We start from the raw sequence: 16906 nt of genomic DNA on the forward strand, positions 1-16906 counted from the left end.
TCGCCGCTGATGCCCTCCTTCGCTCCCTCTCTGACCGCCGCGCTCCTCTGGGGCGGGATGTTCCCGATCGCCGCGACCGCACTGGACCGCGTCGACGCGGTCCACCTCACCGCCGTCCGCTACCTGATCGCGAGCGCGGCGTTCCTCGCGATCCTCGCCCTCGTCGAAGGGCGGCGCTCGCTGCGGCTCGACGGGCAGGGCCGCAAGGTGCTGCTGCTCGGAGCCGCCGGGTTCGCCGGCTTCAACCTGCTGGCGTTCGCGGCGCTCGGGCACACGACGCCCGAGCACGCGGCGCTCGTCGTCGCCAGCGCGCCCGCCGTGACGATCCTCATGCGGTGGGCGCTGACCGGCGCGCGGCCGTCGGGAAGCCTGCTCGCGTGCGTGGTCGCCGCGTTCCTGGGCGTTGGCCTCGTGATCACGAAGGGCCACCCGTCCGTCCTGCTCGACGGCGGCGTGGGCGGCGGCGAGCTGATGGTCCTGATCGGCGTGATCTGCTGGACGCGGTACACGCTGGGCGCCGCCGAGCTGCCCGGCTGGTCGCCGCTGCGCTTCACGGCGCTCACCGCCGCGGCGGGCACGCTGGTGATCGTGGCGATCGCGCTCGTGCTCGACCTGCTCGACGACGCGACGATGCCGTCGCCCGGCGACCTCGGCGCGATCGTGCCGCAGCTCGTGTACGTCGCGGCGCTCGGCGCGCTCGTCGCGGTGACGGCGTGGAACGAGGGCGTCCGGCGCCTCGGTGCGTCGAACGCGGCGCTCTTCATGAACCTGGTGCCCGTGACCGCGTTCGTGATCGCCGCGGTGCGCGGGACCGAGCCCCAGCCGGCCGAGCTGGCGGGTGCCGGGCTGACGCTCGCCGCCCTCGTCGCGGCGAACGTGCTGGCGCGCCGGGCGGCCGCTCCCGCGGTCCGTGCACGGCTCGCCACGACCGCCCTACGCTGAGCGATGTGGCCGTCCTCATCGCCTCCGACCTCGCCAAGGACATGGTGGGGGAGCCGCTCCTGCGCGGCGTGTCGCTCAAGCTCGAGCGCCGTGACCGGCTGACGATCGCCGGGCGCAACGGGGCGGGCAAGACGACCCTCCTGCGGATGCTCGCGGGGGAGACGTCGATCGACGGCGGCGAGATCGTGTTCCAGAAGGGCGCGCGGGTCGCGCTGCACGACCAGCGGCCGCCGCGCGAGCGCGCGATCACCCTGCGCGACTACGTCGTGAGCGGGGCGAAGGACCTCGTCGCGATGGAGGACGACCTGCGGCGCATGGAGGAGGAGATGGCGGCCGGGTCGACCGAGCAGTCGCTCTACGACCGCTACGCGCGCCGGCAGGCCGAGTTCGAGCACCGCGGCGGGTACACGTGGCGCGACCGCGCGACGCATGTCCTGCGCAACCTCGGCTTCGGCGAGGCCGACCTCGACCGCCAGCTCTCGACGTTCTCCGGCGGCCAGCTCACGCGCGCGTCGCTCGGGCGCGCGCTGGCGTCGCAGCCGGACCTGCTGCTGCTCGACGAGCCGACGAACCACCTCGACATCGACTCGCTCGAGTGGCTGGAGGCGGAGCTCAAGCAGCTCGACGCGGCGATCGTGATGGTCGCCCACGACCGCTGGTTCCTCGAGTCGGTCGGCACCGCCGTGCTCGAGATCGAGGCCGGCCGGTCGCGGTTCTTCCCCGGCACGTGGCACCAGTGGCGCAGGGAGGCGGCGGCGCGCGAGCTCGCCCTCGGGCGCGCGATCGACAAGCAGCGGGCCGAGATCGAGCGGATGGAGCGGTTCATCGAGCGCTTCCGCGCGAAGGCGTCGAAGGCGCGCCAGGCGCAGTCGCGGGTCAAGGCGCTGGACAAGATCGAGCGGATCGAGCGCGATCCGCGCGACACGCGCGAGATGTCGCTGTCGTTCGGCAAGGCGGAGCGGTCCGGGCGCGTCGTGTTCGAGCTGATCGACGGGCACCTGCAGGTCGGCTCCGATCCCGTGAAGGTGCTGCTGCACGACGCGTCGATGTGGCTGGAGCGCGGCGAGCACGTGTCGCTGGTCGGTGCGAACGGGACGGGCAAGACGACGCTCGTGCGGGCGCTGACCGGCGAGGTCCCGTTGGACGGCGGGCGGCTGTCCGTCGGGCACAACGTGAAGGTCGGCTACCTGTCGCAGCACGCCGAGGAGCTGGGCGAGACCGGGTCGGTGATCGAGGCGGTCCAGCGGGCGACGAAGCTGACGCCGAACAAGGCGCGCGCGCTGCTCGGGCGGTTCCTGTTCAGCGGCGAGGAGGCCGAGAAGCCGCTGGCCGGTCTGAGCGGCGGCGAGCGCCGGCGCGTGTCGCTGGCGATCCTCGTCGCGAGCGGATCGAACGTCCTCATCCTCGACGAGCCCACGAACCACCTCGACCTCGAGTCGCGCGAGGCGCTGGAGGACGCGCTGCTCGGCTTCGAGGGCGCCGTGCTCCTCGTGTCCCACGACCGCGCCCTGCTCGAGGCGGTCGGGACGCGCGCGATCGCCGTCGAGGGCGGCAAGCTGCGCTCCTACGACGGCGGCTGGATGGAGGTCCAGCGCGTCCGCGACGACCGCCGCGCGCGCGGCGAGGACCCCAACGGCGGCGCCGCCCCCCAAGACGCCCGCCCGCCCGCCGACCCCAACGCCCGCACCGCCGACGGCCGCGCCCTCAACCTTCCTGAGTCCTCTCCGCGCGCCCCGACCGATGTCTCCGCCGCCGCGCCCGCGCCCAAGATCAAGGAGGAGAAGGGCAAGCCGCGCCCCTCCGGTCCGTCGAAGAACGCGCTCAAGGAGGAGGCGCGGCTTCAGAAGGCGGTCGAGGAGGCCGAGGCGGCGCTGGTCGCGCTCGAGGACGAGCTGTCCGATCCGGCGCGCTGGGCGACGTCGTACGAGTCCGCGAAGTCGGAGGCGCGGCACACCGCGGCGAAGCGCGCGGTCGAGGCGGCGTACGCGGCGTGGGAGGAGCACGCCGCGAAGGTCGGCGCGTGACGCGCGGGCTGGTCGCGCTCGGCGACTCGATCACCTACGGACACGGCGGGATGCAGTCGGGATTGGGCTCGCAGTCGTGGGCGCAGTGGCTGGCGGAGGCGATGGGCCTGCCGTTCACGCGCTACGCCGTCAACGGCGCGACGGCGTTCGACGTCGTCCGCTGGCAGTTGCCGCGGCTCGGCGACGACCGGTTCGACGTCGGCTGCATCTACGTCGGCGTCAACGACGTCCGCGCGGCCGGCTGGGACGCGGCGGCGTACGAACGCGACCTCCACTCGATCCTCGTCGCCCTCACCGAGCGGTGCGCGCGCGTCCTCACGCTGACCATCCCGCTCGGCCTCGGCCTGCCGCCGGCCGGCGCGAAGGTGGAGGAGGCGAACGCGATCATCGAGCGCCTCGCCACCGCCCACGGCGCCGCCGTCGCCGACCTGCGTGACTTCTCGCGCCCCGGCTGGGTCTGGGCCGACAAGGTCCACGCAACGGCGACCGGCCAGATCGAGATCGCCGACCGCGCCGCCCGCGCCCTCGCCGCGCCGCTCCCGTCGGAGACCGTCGTCGCCCCGCCGAAGCCCGACGGCTGGTACGCCTGGCACTACGGCAAGCGCGCGGTGAGAGAGCGAGCGGTGATCGCCCTGCGCCGCCTCCGCGCGCGCGGCTGAAGAACCGTCTCGCGACGCCGCGCCTCGCGCGCCGCGGAAGACCGATCTCGAGGCCGCGCCTCGCGCCGCTAGCCGATCGTCGCGACGATCTCCACCCACGCCGCTTGTCGCGCGGCGTGGTCCTCTTCAACGGACGGGATGCCGGGCGGGAGGGGAGGGGAGACGATCTTCGGCTCGCCGGCGCCGGGCACCGCGGCGAGCCGCTCCAGCGCGACATCGGAGGCGTCGCCGGTGAGGAGGACGATCGCGCCGCGGGAGGCGAGCAGCGGCGCCGCGAGGTCTTGGGCGGTGACGAGGGTGGCGCGCGGCTCGGCCGGCAGGAAGAGCGTCGCCTTCAGGTCCCGCCACCGCCGCACCTTCACGTCCTGCGCAAGGAGCCGCCGCGTCACCGTCCGCGTCGCCGCCCGCCCGTCGGCCGCCTCGACTCGGACGTCGATCGCGACCGGCCGCAGCGAGCGGAGCGCCGCGACCTCCGGGCCCGGCTTCGCCGGTCCCCAGTTCCGCCAAAGGTCCTCCGCGCGGAGGGCGTTCGCCCGCCACACCCGGCCCTCGTCGTCGCGAAGACGCGCGCGCCAGAGGACGGCGGGCCGCTCCGCCGGAGGCACCTCTTCGCCGGCGGGCCTCGCCACCGCGCCCTCTCCGCCGAGCCCGCGCGCCGAGAGCCCGAGGGGCTCGTCGAGGAGGCCCTCTCCGGGCCCCCGGATCTCGAGCGCGCCGGCTACGGCTCCACCTAGCCGATCTTCATGCCGGAGATCGCGCGCGCGACGACGAGCCGCTGGATCTCCGACGTGCCCTCGAAGATCGTGTAGATCTTCGAGTCGCGGTGCATCCGCTCCACCGGGAACTCCCGCGTGTAGCCGTTGCCGCCGAGGATCTGGATCGCGCGCTCGGTCGCCCACACCGCGACCTCGCCGGCCTTCAGCTTCGACATCGAGCCCTCGGCGTTGTGGAACGGCTTGCCGGTGCGGCCCATCCACGACGCGCGCCACACGAGCAGCCGCGCGGCGTCGATCTCCATCTTCATGTCGGCCAGCGCGAACGCGATCGCCTGGTTCTCGATGATCTTCTTGCCGAACTGCTCGCGCTCCTTGGCGTAGTCGAGCGCGTACTCGTACGCGGCGCGCGCGATGCCGACGGCCTGCGCGCCGACGGTCGGGCGCGAGGCCTCGAACGTCTGCATCGCGGCCTGGCGCTTGGCGCTCGTGCCCTCGCGGGCGCGGGCGATGCGCTCGTCCAGCTTCTCCTTGCCGCCGAGGAGGCAGCGGCCGGGGACGCGGACGTCGTCGAGGTAGACGTCGGCGGTGTGCGACGCGCGCAGGCCGTGCTTCTTGACCTTCGCGCCCATCGTCAGGCCGGGCGTGTTCGGCGGGATGACGAAGGCGGCCTGGCCGCGTGAGCCGAGCTCGCGGTCGACCGACGCGACGACGACGTGGACCGCGGCGATGCCGCCGTTGGTCGCCCACGCCTTCTGGCCGTTGAGGACCCACTCGTCCTTGGCCTCGTCGTACTTCGCGGTCGTGCGCAGCGACGAGACGTCCGAGCCGGCGTTCGGCTCGGACACGCAGAACGAGCCGACGGCGGGATCGTCCGGCGTGCCGAAGCACTGCGGGACCCACTCGCCCATCTGCTCGGGCGTGCCGGAGCTGAAGATCCCCGCGACCGCGAGCGTCGTGCCCATGATCGCCATCCCGATGCCGGCGTCGCCCCAGAAGAGCTCCTCGTTGACGATCGGGAACGTCAGGCCGGTCGGGTCGCTCCAGAACTGGGCGACGGCCTCGAAGCCGTACAGCCCGATCTGCGCGGCCTCCTTGATGACCGGCCAGGGCGTCTCCTCGCGCTCGTCCCACTCGGACGCGGCGGGGCGGACGACGCCCTCGGCGAAGCCGTGGACCCACTCCTTGATGTCCTTCTGGTCCTGGTTGAGGTCCATGGAGAACGGCGTCTCGCCGCTGGTCTCCGGGCTCGCGGCAGCCGCCTCGGCGGCCGCGGTGGCGTCCGTCGGGACGGCGTCGGGATCGGTGTGCGTGACGGCGGTGCTCGACTCCATGCCACCCAATATGACACCGATCGATGTCGAATGGGCCCGTTCTTGACTCACGAGTCAACGAACATCCACGTTGCAATCGACACACCGCACGGGAGAGGATCGGCCGATGCATCGAAGAGCGGCCCTCATCCTCGCCGTCGCGGGGGCCTCGATCGCCGTGCCGGCGACCGCCCAAGGGGCCGACTGGTGCGCGCAGAACGGCGCGGCTCCTGCCTCGCCGTGCCCGGCGGCGTTCGACGCGACCCACAAGAAGACGACCATCGCCGCCGCGTTGACCGCTGCCGCCAGCGGCGACACCGTCCGGATCCAGCCCGGCACCTACAACGAGCAGCTGACCTTCGGCGGCAAGTCGAACGTGACGATCTTCGGCGCCCCCGACGGCGCGCGGCCGGTCATCACGAACACGTCGCCGGGCTCCTACACGTTCTGGCTGCAGTCGAGCGTCACCGGCACGACGCTCCGGCACGTCGACGTGCGGCAGGGCGACGCGGGCTCCGAGGCGCTGCGCATCGGGACCTCCGGCGCCGCGGGCGCCGGCAGCGTGGCGCTCGAGGACGTCCGCGTGCAGGGCAGCGCGACGTGCATGAACGTCTACGGCAAGGTCACCGCGACGGGGCTCGTGCTCGCCCCGCAGTCGGCTGCCGTCTGCGCGCAGGTGTGGGCGGGGGCGACGGCGACGCTCCGCGGCGTCACCGGAACCGGGGCGTCGTTCATCAGCGCGACGGGGACGACGACGATCGACGGCGCCGACCTCACCGGCACAGGGGTGGGCGGAGCCCTGATCATCAACTCATCGCCCTCGTTCGTCCTCCGGCATGCGCGCCTGTCGAACGCCGTCTCCTTCCTCAGCAGCGGCGGGACGGCGCTCATCGAGGACTCGGTGATGACGAGCGCCGTCAACAACGCCGTCGGCATCTACGGGGGCGGCACCATGACCGTGCGGGGCGTGACGATGGTCATGACCGGCAGCACCTCGACCGGGATGCGCGTGTCCGCGGAGGTCTTCGTGTCGCCCCCCGGCCGCGCGACGGTCACCAACAGCATCGTCCGCGCCGTCGGGCGCGACATCCAGGCCGATGCCGGGGGCGCGCCGTCGTGCGGGCCCGGCTTCACGATGCCGTGCGCGGGCGGCATCCTCGAGGCCGATCACACGAACTACCGGCCGTCGGCCGGCGACGGCGTGACGGACAAGGGCGGCAACCAGAGCGGCGATCCGCTCTTCGTCAGCGCGAGCGACCTCCACCTGCAGAGCGGCTCGCCCGCGATCGACGCCGGTGCGGCGGTGCCGGGCGGGACCACCGACTTCGACGGCCGCGCGCGGCCCGACGGCGCGGCGCCGGACATGGGTGCGTTCGAGTACGACTCGCCCGACCCGCCCGTCGTCACCGAGCAGCCCCCGGCGACGCCGCCGGCGACCACGACCACGCCGCCCGCCACGCAGCCCCCGCCCGTCACGCCCGCGACGAAGAGGTGCACGGTCCCGCGGCTGAAGGGCAAGACGCTCGCGGCGGCGCGCAAGGCGCTGACGAAGGCCGGTTGCAAGCTCGGCAAGGTGAGGACGACGAAGCGCGCGAAGCGGCTGAAGCGATCCAAGCTGGTCGTGAAGAGCCAGACCGTCAAGGCCGGCTCGAAGGTCGCGCTCGGCCGGAAGGTCGGCGTGACGCTCGACCGCAAGCCGCGCAAGAAGCGCCGCGGCTAGGGCAGCCGGCCGGCTTCTTCGGTCGCCGCGCGGAGCTTGCGCGCGTGCTCTGCGGTGAGCTGGCCCTCGGAGAGGCGCCAGCCCCAGTTGCCGCCCTCGCGGCCCGGGACGTTCATGCGGCCCTCGGAGCCGAGCTCGAGGACGTCCTGCGCCTGGACCATCGCCAGGCGGGCGGGGGAGGAGAAGGTGAGGCGCAGGAGCTCCCACCACGGGGCGTCGCCGGTGAGGCCGCGGTCGGCCAGCGTCGCCTCCACGCGCGCGAGCCGCTCGGCGTCGAGCGACTCGTACCACCCGCGCAGGGTGTCGGCGTCGTGCGTGCCGGTGTACGCGACGCGGTCCTCGGCGTGGTTCTCGATGCGGTGAACGCTCTTCGGGTCCGGGTCGAACCCGAACTGCATGACGACCATCCCCGGCAGGCCGAGCGCGTCGCGCAGCGCGTCGACCGGCGGCGTGATCACGCCGAGATCCTCCGCGATGAACGGCAGCGCGCCCAGCGCCGCTCGCGCGGCGTCGAACGGCGCGCGTCCCGGGCCGCGCTTCCACGTCCCCTCGCGCGCGGTCTCCGCATCGGCCGGGACGCCCCAGTACGCGACGAACCCGCGGAAGTGGTCGATGCGCGAGAGGTCGAAGAGCTCCGCGTTGCGGGCGAAGCGCTCGATCCACCAGCGGTAGCCGCGCCGCCGCAGCGCCGGCCAGTCGTAGATCGGGTTCCCCCACAGCTGGCCCTCGTCGCTGTAGGCGTCCGGCGGCGCGCCCGCGACGATGCCGTCGCGGAACAGCTCCGGGTGCGCGACGTGGTCGGCCGACCCCGGCGCGATGTAGATCGGGATGTCGCCGATCAGCCGGACGCCGCGCTCGTTCGCGTACCGGCGCAGCGCGCCCCACTCGCGGTCGAAGCGCACCTGGTCGGCGATCGCGTCGTCGCCGGCGTAGGCGGCCCAGTCGGAGATCCACGCCGCCTCGCGCTCGACGAACGCCCGCTCCTCCGACGGCGAGACGGGAGCGTCCCGGTCGGAGAGCAGCCCCGGCCACGCCGCGAAGGCCGAGTGCGCCTTGTACGGCGAGCGATGCTCGTCCGGCGGCCCGAGCGGCAGCATCTGCCACCACGACTGCCCCGCCTCGACGAGCCAGTCGACGAACGCGTACGCCTCCGGGCCCAGCCGGCCGGACGGCAGGGAGGTCGGATGCAGCTGGACGCCGGCGGTGCGCGGAAGGGGCACGGCGAACCAGCATGCCCGCCAGTAAAGGTTGCGAAAAGGTGACCACGAAGCGGAGCGACGTAGAAATCGCGTTATGCCCGGCGGTCAACCGGAGAGGGGGAACCGAAGAGTGCCCGTCCCCTCCTTCAAGTCCGCACCGCCACGGATCCGGATCGAGAACCCGTGGCCGGTGATCGATTGCGGCCGGTTCCCCGCCAAGCGGGTGATCGGCGACACGCTCGAGGTCTCCGCCGACGTCTGGCGTGACGGCCACGACCTGCTCCGCGCCGACGTCCGCTACAAGGCGCCCCACGACCGCCAGTGGTCGCGCGCGCCGATGCACCGCGTCGACGCCCACGAGGACGGCGACCGCTGGGCGGCGACGTTCCGCCTGGACCGCATCGGCCGCTGGCAGTACACGATCGAGGCGTGGACCGACGTCTTCGCGACCTGGGCCGACGAGCTCGCCCGCAAGGTCGCCGCCGGCCAGGAGGAGCTGACCTCCGAGGTGCTCGAGGGCGTCCAGCTGCTCGAGCACGCGCTGCCGCGCGTCAAGGACGCGGCCGACAAGCGGCTCATCGAGAACGCGCTCGAGCAGCTGCGCAGCGACGACGTCGCGCAGCACGAGAAGCACGCCGTCGCGCTCGACGCCCAGCTGATCGGCGCGGTGGAGCGCTGGCCGGATCGCGAGGGCAAGGGCGAGCTGGCCAAGCCGCTCGAGCTCATCGTCGATCGCGAGCGCGCGCGCTTCAGCGCCTGGTACGAGCTCTTCCCGCGAAGCTGGGGCGGCTTCCAAGGCGTGGAGGAGCAGCTGCCCGCGCTCAAGGAGCTCGGCTTCGACGTCATCTACCTGCCGCCGATCCACCCGATCGGCCACCGCAACCGCAAGGGCCGCAACAACGCGCTCGTCGCGGGTCCGGACGATCCCGGCAGCCCGTGGGCGATCGGCGACGAGACCGGCGGGCACGACGCGATCCACGCGGAGCTCGGGACGCTCGAGGACTTCGACCGCCTCACGGCGCGGGCGAAGGAGCTCGACATGGACATCGCGCTCGACTTCGCGATCCAGTGCTCCCCCGACCATCCGTGGCTGAAGGACCACCCGGACTGGTTCAACCGCCGCCCGGACGGGACGCTCAAGTACGCGGAGAACCCGCCCAAGCGCTACCAGGACATCTACAACGTCAACTGGGACACGGACGACTGGAAGGGCCTGTGGGCGGCGCTGTACGACGTCGTCCGCCACTGGGTCGACCACGGCGTCCGCGTGTTCCGCGTCGACAACCCGCACACGAAGGCGCTCGGCTTCTGGGAGTGGCTGATCAGGGAGATCACCGCCGACTTCCCGGACGTCATCTTCCTGGCCGAGGCGTTCACGCGGCGTGCGCGGCTCGTCGGCCTCGCGAAGGCGGGCTTCACGCAGTCCTACACCTACTTCACGTGGAAGAACTCGCGGTGGGAGCTCGAGCAGTTCATCGGCGAGCTGCTCACCCCGATCCAGCGCGAGACGGTGCGGCCGAACCTCTTCGCCAACACGCCGGACATCCTCCACGAGTACCTCCAGCACGGCGGGCCCCCGGCGTTCGCGACACGGCTCGTGCTCGCGGCGACGCTCAGCCCGACCTACGGGATCTACTCGGGGTACGAGCACTTCGAGAACGTGCCGGTCAAGCCCGGCTCGGAGGAGTACCTCGACTCGGAGAAGTACGAGGCCAAGCAGCGCGAGCTCGACGGGCCGCTCTTGCCGTTCGTGCGCACGGTCAACGAGATCCGGCGCAGCAACCCCGCTCTGCACTACCTCGACAACATCACCTTCCTCGACACGCACAACGACGGCCTCATCGCCTACGCCAAGCGCGCGCACGGCAACACGGTCATCTGCGTCGTGAACCTCGATCCGCACAACGCGCAGGAGGGGATGATCGACGTGCCCGACAACCTCGGACTGCCCTTCGCGTTCGTCGCGCACGACCTCCTCAGCGACGACCGCTTCGGGTGGCACGTCGGCGGCAACTACGTGCGGCTCGAGCCGCCGATGAAGCAGGCGCACATCTTCCGGATCGAGGGCCCCTGAACGTGACCGACCAGATCGATGCTCCGGCGGTGCAGGCCGCCGCGGCTCAGCCCGGCCACTGGTTCGAGGCCGAGCCGAACTGGTTCAAGACGGCGGTCTTCTACGAGATCCACCTGCGCGGCTTCTTCGACGGCAACGGCGACGGGTCGGGCGACTTCCGCGGCCTGATCGAGAAGCTGGACTACCTGCAGTGGCTCGGCATCGACTGCATCTGGCTGCTGCCGATGTACAAGTCGCCGCTGCGCGACGGCGGCTACGACATCGCCGACTACACGGACATCCACCCGGACTACGGGACGATCGACGACGTCCGCGAGTTCATCCAGGCGGCGCACGAGCGCGGCCTACGTGTCATCGCCGACCTCGTCATGAACCACACGTCGAGCGACCACCCGTGGTTCCAGCGCGCGCGCAAGGCGCCGGCGGGCAGCCCGGAACGCGACTGGTACGTGTGGTCGGACACCGTGCACAAGTACGAGGACGCGCGGATCATCTTCACCGACACGGAGACGTCGAACTGGACGTGGGACGAGGAGGCCGGCGCCTACTACTGGCACCGCTTCTTCAGCCACCAGCCGGACCTCAACTACGACAACCCGGCCGTCCACGAGGCGATGCTCGAGGCGCTGCGCTTCTGGCTCGACCTCGGCCTCGACGGCTTCCGCCTCGACGCCGTCCCGTACCTGTACGAGCGCGAGGGGACGAACTGCGAGAACCTCGACGAGACGCACGTGTTCCTGAAGAAGGTCCGCGCGACGGTCGACGAGGAGTACCCCGATCGCGTCCTGCTCGCCGAGGCGAACCAGTGGCCGGCCGACGTCGTCGACTACTTCGGCGACGGCGACGAGTGCCACATGGCGTTCCACTTCCCGGTGATGCCGCGCATGTTCATGGCGCTGCGCCGCGAGGAGGCCACGCCGATGCTCGAGATCCTCCGCCAGACGCCGCACATCCCGCAGAACTGCCAGTGGGGCCTCTTCCTGCGCAACCACGACGAGCTGACGCTCGAGATGGTCACCGACGAGGAGCGCGACTACATGTACGCGGAGTACGCGAAGGACCCGCGCATGAAGATCAACGTCGGCATCCGGCGGCGGCTCGCGCCGCTGCTGGAGGGCGGCCGCGACGAGATCGAGCTCATGCACGCGATCCTCTTCAGCCTCCGCGGCTCGCCGGTCCTCTACTACGGCGACGAGATCGCGATGGGCGACAACGTCTACCTCGGCGACCGCGACGGCGTGCGCACGCCGATGCAGTGGACGGGGGACCGAAACGGCGGCTTCAGCCGCGCGGACTTCGCGCAGCTCTACGCGCCGCCGCTCATGGACCCGGTCTACGGCTACCAGGCGGTCAACGTGGAGGCCCAGCTGCGCACGCCGACGTCGCTGCTGCGCTGGATGCGCCGGCTCATCGCGCTGCGCAAGGAGCACCCGGTGTTCGGCCTCGGCAGCTTCGAGGCGCTCGTCCCGGAGAACCACCGGATCTTCGCCCACATCCGCACGTACGAGGACGACGTCGCGCTGTGCGTGCACAACCTCGCGGCGTCCGCGCAGGCAGTCGAGCTGGATCTCTCGTGGTACGACGGGTACCAACCCATCGAGATGTTCGGACGCACGCGCTTCCCGCGCATCGGCCAGCTGCCGTACCTGCTGACGCTGGCGCCGCGCGGCTTCTACTGGTTCCTGCTCGAGAAGCCGGAGGGAGGGGACTAGATGACGACCCTGCCGGCCGTCGAACCCGAGGCGCTGCGCGCCTGGCTCGTGGACCAGCGCTGGTTCGCGTCGAAGTCGCGCGAGGTCGCGTCGGTGAACCTGCTGGAGACGATGCCGCTGGAGCTCGATCCCGAGCCGCAGCTGGGCCTCGCGCTCGTCGAAGTCCGCTTCCAGGCCGGCACGCACGAGCTGTACCACCTGCCGCTCGGGTTCCGCCACGTCGACGAGGGCTGGTCGGAGGGCGTCATCGCGACCGTCGGCGACCGCGTCATGTACGACGGCGCCATCGACCCGGCGTGCTCGCTGCGGCTCGCCGCCGCGATGCGCGAGGGGACCGTGCTCGAGCACGGCGAGGGCGCGTGGACGTTCTCCTCTAGCGAGGCGCTGCCCGAGACCGCCGATCTCGGCGACGTGCGCCCGGTCGGCGTCGAGCAGTCCAACTCGTCGATCGTCTTCGGCGACCGGCTGATCATGAAGATCTACCGGCGCATCGAGCCGGGCCCGAACCCGGAGCTCGAGATGCTCCGGTTCCTCACCGAGCACGGCTTCGAGCACATCGCGCGCCTCGCCGGCTGGTACCAGCACACGGGCCGCCTGGTCGACGCGACCGTCGGCGTCATGCAGGAGTTCCTGTCCGGCGGCCGCGACGGGTGGGAGCTCGTGCTCGACGCCTTCGGCGACGACGGCGGCGAGGCGTTCCTCGGCGAGCTGGGCCGCCTGGGCGAGATCACGGCCGAGCTGCACAGCGTCCTCGGAGCCGACCCCTCCGACCCGACGTTCGCGCCCGAGGAGCCGAGCGCCGAGTTCCTGTCGCTGCTGCTCGCCACCGTCGACGAGGACATCGAGCGGATCTTCCGCGACCTGCCCGAGAACGATGAGTCGCTGGAGCCGATCGCCGGCCGCGGGCAGGAGGTGCGCGAGCAGCTGCGCGGCCTGGCTCATGCTGCCGCCGGCGGGCGCGTCATCCGCACGCACGGCGACTTCCACCTCGGCCAGTGCCTGCTGAGCGAGCGCGGCTGGGTGATCCTCGACTTCGAGGGCGAGCCCGCGCGGACGCTGCCGCAGCGGCGGCAGAAGCGCTCGCCGCTGCGCGACGTCGCGGGCATGCTGCGGTCGTTCGCGTACGCCGCGTCGGCGACCGAGCTGCAGCGCGGCGTCCCTGCGCCCGAGGGCTGGGAGGACCGTGCGCGGTCCGCGTTCCTCGACGCCTACATGGCGACCGTCGACTCGCGCCTGCTGCCGCACGGGCAGGCCAACGTCGAGCGGATGCTCGCGATCTTCGAGCTCGAGAAGGCGGTCTACGAGCTGCGCTACGAGCTGAACAACCGGCCGGACTGGGTACGCATCCCGGTCGCAGGCATCGCCCGGATCCTGGAGGGCGCCACCACATGACCGACGCCGAACGCATCATCTCCCGCGACCACGCCGAGCCCCACGCCTTCCTCGGCGCCCACCCGCACAACGGGGGCGCCGTCGTGCGCGCCTACCGGCCCGGAGCCGAGCGCGTGCTCGTCCACGTCGCGGGCGGCGGCGCGCCCGTCGAGCTGCACCAGGCCAAGGCCGCCGACGGGATCTTCGAGGGCGAGATCGACGGCGTCTCGCTGCCGCTCGACTACGAGCTGCAGGTCGACTACCCGGACGGCGGGTCGTTCCCGGTCCAGGACCCGTACCGCTTCGCGCCCACCATCGGCGAGCTCGACCTCCACCTCGTCGGCGAGGGCCGCCACCAGGAGCTCTACGAGACGCTCGGCGCGCACGTGCGCGAGGTCGACGGCGTCACCGGCACGTCGTTCGCCGTCTGGGCGCCGGCCGCGCGCTCGGTCAGCGTCGTCGGCGACTTCAACGGCTGGGACGGCCGGCTGCACCCGATGCGGTCGATGGGCCCGTCCGGGATCTGGGAGCTGTTCGTCCCCGGCGTGGCGACGGGCCAGCGCTACAAGTACGAGATCCGCACGCCGGCGGGCGACCTCCAGCTGCGCGCGGACCCGTTCGCGTTCGCCACGGAGATGCCGCCGGAGACGGCGTCGGTCGTCTACCGGTCGACCTACGAGTGGGGCGACGACGCGTGGCTCGAGCAGCGCCGCGCGCACGGCCCGTGGGACCAGCCGATGAGCGTCTACGAGGTGCACCTCGGCTCGTGGCGGCGCGACCCGTCCGAGCCGGACCGGCTGCTCTCGTACGGCGAGCTCGCCGACCAGCTCGCCGACTACGTCGTCGACCTGGGCTTCACGCACGTCGAGCTCATGCCGATCATGGCCCACCCGTTCCCCGGCTCGTGGGGCTACCAGGTCACCGGCTACTACGCGCCCACGCCGCGGTTCGGCGACCCCGACGACTTCAAGCGCTTCGTCGACACGATGCACCAGCGCGGGATCGGCGTCCTGCTCGACTGGGTGCCCGCGCACTTCCCGCGCGACGAGTTCGCGCTCGCGCGCTTCGACGGCACCGCGCTGTTCGAGCACGAGGACCCGCGCCAGGGCGCACACCCCGACTGGGGCACGCTCGTCTTCAACTTCGGCCGGCACGAGGTCAAGAACTTCCTGCTCGCCAACGCGCTCTACTGGTCGGCCGAGTACCACGCCGACGGGCTGCGCGTCGATGCCGTCGCGTCGATGCTCTACCTCGACTACTCGCGCAAGGAGGGCGAGTGGGTCCCGAACGTGCACGGCGGGCGGGAGAACCTCGAGGCGGTCGAGTTCCTCAAGGAGATGAACGAGCTGCTCCACGCCCGCGAGCCCGGGATCGCGTCCGTGGCGGAGGAGTCGACGGCGTGGCCGGGCGTGTCGCGGCCGGTCCACCTCGGCGGCCTGGGCTTCGGCTTCAAGTGGAACATGGGCTGGATGCACGACACGCTGGAGTACTTCCAGAAGGACCCCGTCTACCGGAAGTACAGCCACCACCAGCTGACGTTCAGCCTCGTCTACGCCTTCACGGAGAACTTCGTGCTGCCGCTGTCGCATGACGAGGTCGTGCACGGCAAGGGCTCGCTGCTGCAGAAGATGCCGGGCGACCGCTGGCAGCAGCTGGCGAACCTCCGCTCGCTGTACGGCTTCATGTGGGCGCACCCCGGCAAGAAGCTGCTCTTCCAGGGCGGCGAGTTCGCGCAGGAGCAGGAGTGGCAGTTCGGCCAGTCGCTGGACTGGCATCTGCTCGAGAACGAGGGCCATCTCGGAGTGCAGTCGCTCGTCCGCGACCTCAACCGCGTCTACCGCGACATCCCCGCGCTGTGGGAGCGCGACTTCGACCACGAGGCGTTCTGGTGGCTCGAGCCCAACGACGCCGACAACAACGTCTTCGCGTTCGCCCGGGTCGGCAAGGACGGCCAGGGGATCGTCGTGTGCGTCATGAACCTCTCGCCGGTGCCGCGCGAGGGCTACCGTCTCGGCCTTCCCCGCGCGGGCCGCTGGCGTGAGGCGCTCAACACCGACGCCGAGTGCTACGGCGGCGGCAACGTCGGCAACTACGGCGGCGTGGAGACCCAGGACGTCCCATGGCACAACCAACCCCAGTCCGCCGAGCTCACGATCCCGCCGCTGGGCGTCGTGTACCTCGTGCCCGACTGATCGCGGTCGCCGTCGCGGTGGCGGCATGCGCGGCGCCGGGCGGCGCGCGGGCGGACGACGGGCCGATCCTCCTGACGGGCGACTCGACGATGTACGTCATGGCGCCGGTGGTGGCGAACGCGCTGGCGCCGGCGGCGGTGAAGGTGGAGTCGTGGCCGGGGACGGGCGTGACGAAGTCGTTCGTCTTCGGATGGGTGACGATGGCCCGGCTGCAGGCGAAGACGATCGCGCCGCGCGCGACGGTCGTCTCGATCGGCGCGGGCGACATCTACCCGCTGCGCGCCGGCGGTCGGCTCGTCGGCTGCTGCTCGCGCGCGTGGGTGGAGGCGTACGCCGACCGCGTGCGCACGATGGACGCGGCGTACGCGCGCGGCGGCGCCGCGCAGGTCTACTGGCTCACGCTCCCGCGCCCGGCCGACCGCGGGCTCGCGCGGTTCAACGCGGCCGTCAACCGCGCGCTGATCCGTGCCGAGGGCCCCGGCGTCATCGACCTGCGCCCGGCCATCACGCCCCACGGCCGCTACCGCCGCACGGCCACGTACGCCGGCCGCCGCCTCGTCCTCCGGCAGCTCGACGGCGTCCACCTCGGCCGCGACGGCCGCCGGATCGCCGCCCGCGTCATCCGCGCCCGCCTCACCCGCGACGGCGTGCTCGGAAGTCCCGCCCCGCCTCCGTCGTAGACGTCTCCGAGAGAGCGGAACGTTCGTGCACCGCCTCTCGATTTCGCGGGGACGGTGCACGTTTCGATCGCATAGCGAAAGGTTCGTGCACCGCGATGCCCTGAAACAGCCGCGGTGCACGTTTCGTTCGCATAGCGAAGGTTTCGTGCACGGCGATCGTCCGCGGGGGCGGCGGTGCACGTTTCCTTCGGCCGCGAAACCGTCCCCGGGAGCACACGCCCGGGCCCGGGACGGCTGGGGCCCGGGGCGCACTGGGCGCGACGCGAACGAACCGCACGACGGTGCGGATGGGCGGTGTGGCACGTTG

Annotated in this window: 12 protein-coding genes; 9 read left to right on the forward strand and 3 right to left on the reverse strand. The window is 72.1% G+C overall.

Features of this window, described 5'->3' with window-relative positions:
- Positions 1-9 precede the first annotated feature (9 nt).
- The 3 genes from AC1UE4_RS19745 to AC1UE4_RS19755 are packed head-to-tail and all read left to right on the forward strand — an operon-like array spanning position 10 to position 3625.
- Entirely contained in the window at positions 10-942 is a 933-nt protein-coding gene (locus AC1UE4_RS19745; protein WP_482919023.1) for a DMT family transporter, read from the forward strand.
- 5 nt (positions 943-947) lie between these two features.
- A complete protein-coding gene (locus AC1UE4_RS19750) occupies positions 948-2966 on the forward strand; it encodes an ABC-F family ATP-binding cassette domain-containing protein (RefSeq protein ID WP_482919024.1) in 2019 nt (672 codons plus the stop codon).
- Complete coding sequence (locus AC1UE4_RS19755; RefSeq protein ID WP_482919025.1) at positions 2963-3625, forward strand: GDSL-type esterase/lipase family protein; 663 nt, start codon at positions 2963-2965, stop codon at positions 3623-3625. Before AC1UE4_RS19750 ends, AC1UE4_RS19755 begins: the two co-directional genes overlap by 4 nt.
- Positions 3626-3693: 68 nt before the next feature.
- On the opposite strand, the gene AC1UE4_RS19760 is transcribed toward AC1UE4_RS19755, so the two are convergent.
- Both AC1UE4_RS19760 and AC1UE4_RS19765 read right to left on the reverse strand, forming a co-directional pair.
- Complete coding sequence (locus tag AC1UE4_RS19760; protein ID WP_482919026.1) at positions 3694-4254, reverse strand: hypothetical protein; 561 nt, start codon at positions 4252-4254, stop codon at positions 3694-3696.
- A 101-nt stretch (positions 4255-4355) separates the two neighbouring features.
- The gene (locus AC1UE4_RS19765; RefSeq protein ID WP_482919056.1) at positions 4356-5555 is read right to left on the reverse strand and encodes an acyl-CoA dehydrogenase family protein; all 1200 of its coding nucleotides are present in this window, start codon (positions 5553-5555) and stop codon (positions 4356-4358) included.
- Positions 5556-5778: 223 nt separating this feature from the next.
- Here AC1UE4_RS19765 and AC1UE4_RS19770 point away from each other — a divergent pair, with 223 nt between their 5' ends.
- The gene (locus AC1UE4_RS19770) at positions 5779-7371 is read left to right on the forward strand and encodes a choice-of-anchor Q domain-containing protein (protein ID WP_482919027.1); all 1593 of its coding nucleotides are present in this window, start codon (positions 5779-5781) and stop codon (positions 7369-7371) included.
- On the opposite strand, the gene AC1UE4_RS19775 is transcribed toward AC1UE4_RS19770, so the two are convergent.
- A complete protein-coding gene (locus tag AC1UE4_RS19775; protein WP_482919028.1) occupies positions 7368-8591 on the reverse strand; it encodes a 4-alpha-glucanotransferase in 1224 nt (407 codons plus the stop codon). The two genes, AC1UE4_RS19770 and AC1UE4_RS19775, sit on opposite strands and share 4 nt — an antisense overlap.
- A 109-nt stretch (positions 8592-8700) precedes the next feature.
- Here AC1UE4_RS19775 and AC1UE4_RS19780 point away from each other — a divergent pair, with 109 nt between their 5' ends.
- Genes AC1UE4_RS19780 through AC1UE4_RS19800 form a run of 5 tightly spaced genes read left to right on the forward strand, consistent with a single transcriptional unit; the run spans position 8701 to position 16599 of the window.
- Positions 8701-10644 carry an alpha-1,4-glucan--maltose-1-phosphate maltosyltransferase gene (locus AC1UE4_RS19780; protein WP_482919029.1) on the forward strand — a complete coding sequence of 648 codons (1944 nt, stop codon included), beginning with the start codon at positions 8701-8703 and terminating at the stop codon, positions 10642-10644.
- Positions 10641-12356: a maltose alpha-D-glucosyltransferase gene (gene treS, locus AC1UE4_RS19785; RefSeq protein WP_482919057.1), complete on the forward strand. Its 1716-nt coding sequence runs from the start codon at positions 10641-10643 to the stop codon at positions 12354-12356. Before AC1UE4_RS19780 ends, treS begins: the two co-directional genes overlap by 4 nt.
- Positions 12357-13748: a maltokinase N-terminal cap-like domain-containing protein gene (locus AC1UE4_RS19790; RefSeq protein WP_482919030.1), complete on the forward strand. Its 1392-nt coding sequence runs from the start codon at positions 12357-12359 to the stop codon at positions 13746-13748.
- Positions 13745-15919, forward strand: coding sequence for a 1,4-alpha-glucan branching protein GlgB (gene glgB / locus AC1UE4_RS19795; RefSeq protein WP_482919031.1), 2175 nt, complete (start codon positions 13745-13747; stop codon positions 15917-15919). Before AC1UE4_RS19790 ends, glgB begins: the two co-directional genes overlap by 4 nt.
- A 17-nt stretch (positions 15920-15936) precedes the next feature.
- The gene (locus AC1UE4_RS19800) at positions 15937-16599 is read left to right on the forward strand and encodes a DUF459 domain-containing protein (RefSeq protein WP_482919032.1); all 663 of its coding nucleotides are present in this window, start codon (positions 15937-15939) and stop codon (positions 16597-16599) included.
- Positions 16600-16906: the final 307 nt, after the last annotated feature.

Source organism: Parviterribacter kavangonensis, assembly GCF_056863335.1.